This window comes from Telluria sp. AZSoR62, assembly GCF_058111565.1.
Genome location: NZ_JBYTST010000036.1, coordinates 1 through 1,011 on the forward strand (window position 1 = coordinate 1; position 1,011 = coordinate 1,011).

Annotated in this window: 1 rRNA gene; it reads right to left on the reverse strand. The window is 52.8% G+C overall.

From position 1 onward, the window contains the following. Positions 1-1,001: ribosomal RNA gene (locus AC3XQU_RS22695) — 16S ribosomal RNA — on the reverse strand; the annotation flags it as partial. Between the last annotated feature and the right edge of the window lie 10 nt (positions 1,002-1,011).

Below are 1,011 nucleotides of genomic sequence, written 5' to 3' on the forward strand. Positions count from 1 at the left end.
CGGCCTTCCTGACATGTCAAGGGTAGGTAAGGTTTTTCGCGTTGCATCGAATTAATCCACATCATCCACCGCTTGTGCGGGTCCCCGTCAATTCCTTTGAGTTTTAATCTTGCGACCGTACTCCCCAGGCGGTCTACTTCACGCGTTAGCTGCGTTACCAAGTTAATTAAAACCCGACAACTAGTAGACATCGTTTAGGGCGTGGACTACCAGGGTATCTAATCCTGTTTGCTCCCCACGCTTTCGTGCATGAGCGTCAATCTTGACCCAGGGGGCTGCCTTCGCCATCGGTGTTCCTCCACATCTCTACGCATTTCACTGCTACACGTGGAATTCTACCCCCCTCTGCCAGATTCAAGCCTTGCAGTCTTCATCGCCATTCCCAGGTTGAGCCCGGGGCTTTCACGACAAACTTACAAAACCGCCTGCGCACGCTTTACGCCCAGTAATTCCGATTAACGCTTGCACCCTACGTATTACCGCGGCTGCTGGCACGTAGTTAGCCGGTGCTTATTCTTCAGGTACCGTCATTAGCCAAAGGTATTAACCTCAGCCGTTTCTTCCCTGACAAAAGAGCTTTACAACCCGAAGGCCTTCTTCACTCACGCGGCATTGCTGGATCAGGCTTGCGCCCATTGTCCAAAATTCCCCACTGCTGCCTCCCGTAGGAGTCTGGACCGTGTCTCAGTTCCAGTGTGGCTGGTCGTCCTCTCAGACCAGCTACTGATCGTTGCCTTGGTAGGCCTTTACCCTACCAACTAGCTAATCAGATATCGGCCGCTCCAGGAGCATGAGGCCCGAAGGTCCCCCACTTTCATCCATAGATCGTATGCGGTATTAGCGTAACTTTCGCTACGTTATCCCCCACTCTTGGGTACGTTCCGATATATTACTCACCCGTTCGCCACTCGCCGCCAGGTTGCCCCGCGCTGCCGTTCGACTTGCATGTGTAAAGCATGCCGCCAGCGTTCAATCTGAGCCAGGATCAAACTCTTCAGTTTAATCTCTGTT